The sequence below is a fragment of the Burkholderia sp. Se-20378 genome (genome assembly GCF_017104665.1).
Lineage (GTDB): Bacteria > Pseudomonadota > Gammaproteobacteria > Burkholderiales > Burkholderiaceae > Burkholderia > Burkholderia lata.
In genome coordinates, this window is the sequence record NZ_JAAGPG010000608.1 from 1 (window position 1) to 4615 (window position 4615).

Consider the following 4615-nt stretch of genomic DNA (forward strand, 5'->3'; position numbering starts at 1 on the left):
TGCCGCTGCCGCGCGTCGACCTGCGCCTGCGCAACGTCGCGGTCGGGCCCGTCGCCGTGTTCGGCGCGTCGAACTTCCCGCTCGCGTTCTCGGTCGCCGGCGGCGATACGGCATCGGCGCTCGCAGCCGGCTGCCCGGTGATCGTCAAGGCGCATTCGGCGCACCCGGGCACGTCGGCGCTCGTCGGCCGCGCAATCCAGCAGGCCGCACGCGAATGCGGGATGCCGGCCGGCGTGTTCTCGCTGCTGTTCGACGCGTCGCGCGAGATCGGCCAGGCGCTGGTCGCCGATCCGCGCATCAAGGCCGTCGGCTTCACCGGCTCGCGCCGCGGCGGCGTCGCGCTGATGCATATCGCGGCGGCGCGCCCCGAACCGATTCCCGTCTATGCGGAAATGAGCTCGATCAATCCCGTGCTGTTGTTTCCCGCCGCGCTCGACGCGCGTCACGATGCGATCGCGCCGCAGTTCGTCGCGTCGCTCACGCTCGGCGCCGGCCAGTTCTGCACGAACCCGGGCCTCGTGCTCGCCGTCGACGGGCCCGCGCTGCGTGCGTTCGAGGAAACGGCCGCCGCCGCGGTACGTGCAGTGCCCGCGCAAACCATGCTGACGCCGCACATCCACGCCAGCTACGAACAAGGTGTCGCGGCGCTGCACGATCACACTGCCGTCGAACTGCTCGCGCAAGGCGCCGAAGGCAACCGCCTGCAGGCCCGTGCGGCGCTGCTCGCGACCTCGGCCGATGCGTTCATCGCGCATCCCGAGTTGCGCGACGAAGTCTTCGGCCCCGCTTCGCTGATCGTCCGGTGCCCGGACGCCGACACGCTGCATCGCGTGCTGAAGTCGCTCGAAGGCCAGCTGACGATCGCCGCGCACCTCGCCGACGGCGACGCGCCGCTGTTCGCCGCGCTGCGCCCGCTGCTCGAGCGCAAGGCCGGCCGCATTCTCGTCAACGGCTTCGGCACGGGCGTCGAGGTCGGGCATGCGATGGTGCACGGCGGCCCGTTCCCGGCCACGTCCGACACGCGCACGACGTCCGTCGGCGCACGCGCGATCGAACGCTTCCTGCGCCCCGTGTCGTATCAGGACCTGCCGGAGGCGCTGCTGCCGGAAGCGATCCGCAACGGCAACCCGCTGAACGTGCCGCAACGCATCGACGGCGTGCCGGCGCCGCGGGAGGCGTGACATGACCGCATCCACCGCCGAAGTCGTCCTGTCGCTCGATGACGTCCACGCGCTCGCGCTGCGCGTGCTGACGCACAACGGCATGTCCGACGCCCATGCGCGGGCCATCGCCAACGTGATCACGCAGGGCCAGCGCGACGAATGCCATTCGCATGGCGTGTACCGGCTGCTCGTCTGCGTGCGTTCGCTGAAGAAGGGCAAGGTCGATCCGCAAGCCGTGCCGACGCTGCGCCGGCTGTCGTCGTCGATCGTCTCGGTCGACGCGCATCGCGGCTTCTCGCTGCTGAGCTTCGAGACGGGCCTGCCGGTGCTCGTCGAGATGGCGAAACAGCACGGCATCGCCGCGATGACGATCAACCACTGCTACCACTTCTCTGCGCTGTGGCCCGAGGTCGAGGCCATCGCGGCCGAGGGGCTGGTCGGCATCGCGATGAATCCGAGCCATAGCTGGGTCGCGCCGGAGGGCGGCCGCGAGCCCGTGTTCGGCACGAACCCGATCGCGTTCGCGTGGCCGCGCCCGGGCGGCGTGCCGTTCGTGTTCGATTTCGCGACGAGCGCGATTGCGCGCGGCGACATCGAGCTGCATGCGAAGCAAGGCAAGGCGATCCCGCCGGAATGGGCCATCGACGCCGACGGCCGGCCGACCACCGATCCGAAAGCCGCGTTGCAGGGCGCGATGCGCACGTTCGGCGGCCACAAGGGTTCGGCGCTCGCGGCGATGGTCGAACTGCTCGGCGGCGCGCTGATCGGCGACATGACGAGCCGCGAGTCGATGGACTTCGACGAAGGCGTCGGCGCGACGCCGTGTCACGGCGAGCTCGTGATCGCGTTCGACCCGAAGGTGTTCCTCGGCGACGATCTCGACACGGGGCTCGCGCGCGGCGAACGGATGTTCGAATCGATCGTCGCGCAGGGTGCGCGGCTGCCGTCGCAACGCCGCTTCGACGCCCGCGCGCGCAGCATCGCGCACGGCGTGCGGATTCCGAAGGCGCTGTACGACGAGATCCTGACGCTGCTCGACTGATCGCGAAGCATGGGGCCGGATCGCGTATTCATCCGCGATCGAGACGCGATCCGGCCTTCTCGCAGGCCGGTCGCGCGAGCGTACCGCCACCCGCGCATGCGTTCCGCGCCGGGCACGCTGCCCGCGTCGGTTGCCGGCCCCATGGGCGCCACGCCCGCGGCGGCTGTGGGATAATCGGCCGGTTTGCCCTGGGCGCAGCTCAAGAGGTTGTTCGCACGGGCGCGAGAGAGGCCTTTATTCCCCGTGCCTCCACCCTTTTCCCGCGATATTTCTTCAGCAACGACAATGCCCACTTACCGTTCCAAAACCTCCACCGCCGGCCGCAACATGGCAGGTGCGCGCTCGCTCTGGCGCGCCACCGGCATGAAAGACGACGATTTCTCGAAGCCGATCATCGCGGTCGTCAACTCGTTCACCCAGTTCGTGCCGGGCCACGTGCACCTGAAGGATCTCGGCCAGCTCGTCGCGCGCGAGATCGAGGCTGCCGGCGGCGTCGCGAAGGAATTCAACACGATCGCGGTCGACGACGGCATCGCGATGGGCCACGACGGCATGCTGTATTCGCTGCCGAGCCGCGACATCATCGCCGACTCGGTCGAATACATGGTGAACGCGCATTGCGCGGACGCAATGGTGTGCATCTCGAACTGCGACAAGATCACGCCGGGGATGCTGATGGCCGCGATGCGCCTGAACATCCCGGTGATCTTCGTGTCGGGCGGCCCGATGGAAGCGGGCAAGACGCGCCTCGCGAACCCGGTCACCAAGGCCATCGAAGTGAAGAAGCTCGACCTCGTCGACGCAATGGTGATCGCCGTCGACCCGTCGTACTCCGACGCCGAAGTCGCCGAAGTCGAACGCTCGGCCTGCCCGACTTGCGGCTCGTGCTCGGGCATGTTCACCGCGAACTCGATGAACTGCCTGACCGAAGCGCTCGGCCTGTCGCTGCCCGGCAACGGCACGGTGGTGGCCACGCACGCCGACCGCGAGCAACTGTTCAAGCGCGCCGGCCGTCGCATCGTCGAACTCACCCGCCAGCACTACGAGCAGGACGACGAACGCGTGCTGCCGCGCTCGGTGGGCTTCAAGGCATTCGAGAACGCGATGACGCTCGACATCGCGATGGGCGGTTCGACCAACACGATCCTGCACCTGCTGGCGATCGCGCAGGAAGCCGGCATCGACTTCACGATGAAGGACATCGACCGCCTGTCGCGCGTCGTGCCGCAGCTGTGCAAGGTCGCGCCGAACACGAACAAGTACCACATCGAGGATGTGCACCGCGCAGGCGGCATCATGGCGATCCTCGGCGAGCTCGACCGCGCCGGCAAGCTGCACACCGACGTGCCGACCGTGCACACGCCGTCGCTGAAGGATGCGCTCGACCAGTGGGACATCGTCCGCACGCAGGACGAAGCGGTCCGCACGTTCTACCAGGCCGGCCCGGCCGGCGTCCCGACGCAGGTCGCGTTCAGCCAGAACACGCGCTGGCCGAGCCTCGACCTCGATCGCGCCGAAGGCTGCATCCGCTCGTACGAGCATGCATTCTCGAAGGAAGGCGGCCTCGCCGTGCTGACGGGCAACATCGCGCTCGACGGCTGCGTGGTGAAGACGGCCGGCGTCGACGAGAGCATCCTCGTGTTCGAAGGCACGGCGCACGTGACCGAATCGCAGGACGAAGCAGTCGAAAACATCCTGAACGACAAGGTCAAGGCGGGCGACGTGGTGATCGTGCGCTACGAAGGCCCGAAGGGCGGCCCCGGCATGCAGGAAATGCTCTATCCGACCAGCTACATCAAGTCGAAGGGCCTCGGCAAGGCATGCGCGCTGCTGACGGACGGCCGTTTCTCGGGCGGCACGTCGGGCCTGTCGATCGGCCATTGCTCGCCGGAAGCGGCAGCGGGCGGCGCGATCGGCCTCGTGCGCGACGGCGACAAGATCCGCATCGACATCCCGAACCGCACGATCGACGTGCTGGTGTCGGACGAGGAACTGGCGCGCCGCCGCGAAGAGCAGAACGCGAAGGGCTGGAAGCCGGCGCAACCGCGTCCGCGCAAGGTGTCAGCCGCGCTGAAGGCCTACGCGAAGCTGGTCATGTCCGCCGACAAGGGCGCCGTGCGCGACCTGTCGCTGCTCGACGACTGACAGGGGTAGCCTGATCGGCTGCTTGCAACGCGCAGCCGGTCAGGCTGCGGGCCGTACGACCGCCCGCTCGCCCGATCCAGAAGCCGCTCTCCGGAGCGGCTTTTTTTCATCGGGCGCCGGCAGAAAGCGCCGGCATCGTCAGTGACGGAAGTCTTCCGGACCGCCGCCGCCTCCTCCGCCACCGCCACCACCGTGGCTTCCGCCGCCGTTTCCGCCGCCTTGCGGCCGCGCGCCGCCGTACCCCCCGCCGCCGCCGCCCGGGTGC

General features: G+C 69.0%; 3 protein-coding genes. All 3 read left to right on the forward strand.

Annotation, left to right across the window (positions count from 1 at the left end; all coding sequences use genetic code 11):
• Window positions 1–1181 (forward strand): aldehyde dehydrogenase (NADP(+)) (locus G3N93_RS34705; protein ID WP_206134994.1); only part of this gene is annotated, 1181 nt, incomplete at its 5' end.
• A 1-nt stretch (window position 1182) separates the two neighbouring features.
• A complete protein-coding gene (locus G3N93_RS34710) occupies window positions 1183–2205 on the forward strand; it encodes an Ldh family oxidoreductase (RefSeq protein ID WP_174935756.1) in 1023 nt (340 codons plus the stop codon).
• 285 nt (window positions 2206–2490) lie between these two features.
• Window positions 2491–4350 (forward strand): dihydroxy-acid dehydratase, encoded by a 1860-nt coding sequence (gene ilvD, locus G3N93_RS34715; RefSeq protein ID WP_174932275.1) that lies wholly within the window; start codon window positions 2491–2493, stop codon window positions 4348–4350.
• Window positions 4351–4615 lie beyond the last annotated feature (265 nt).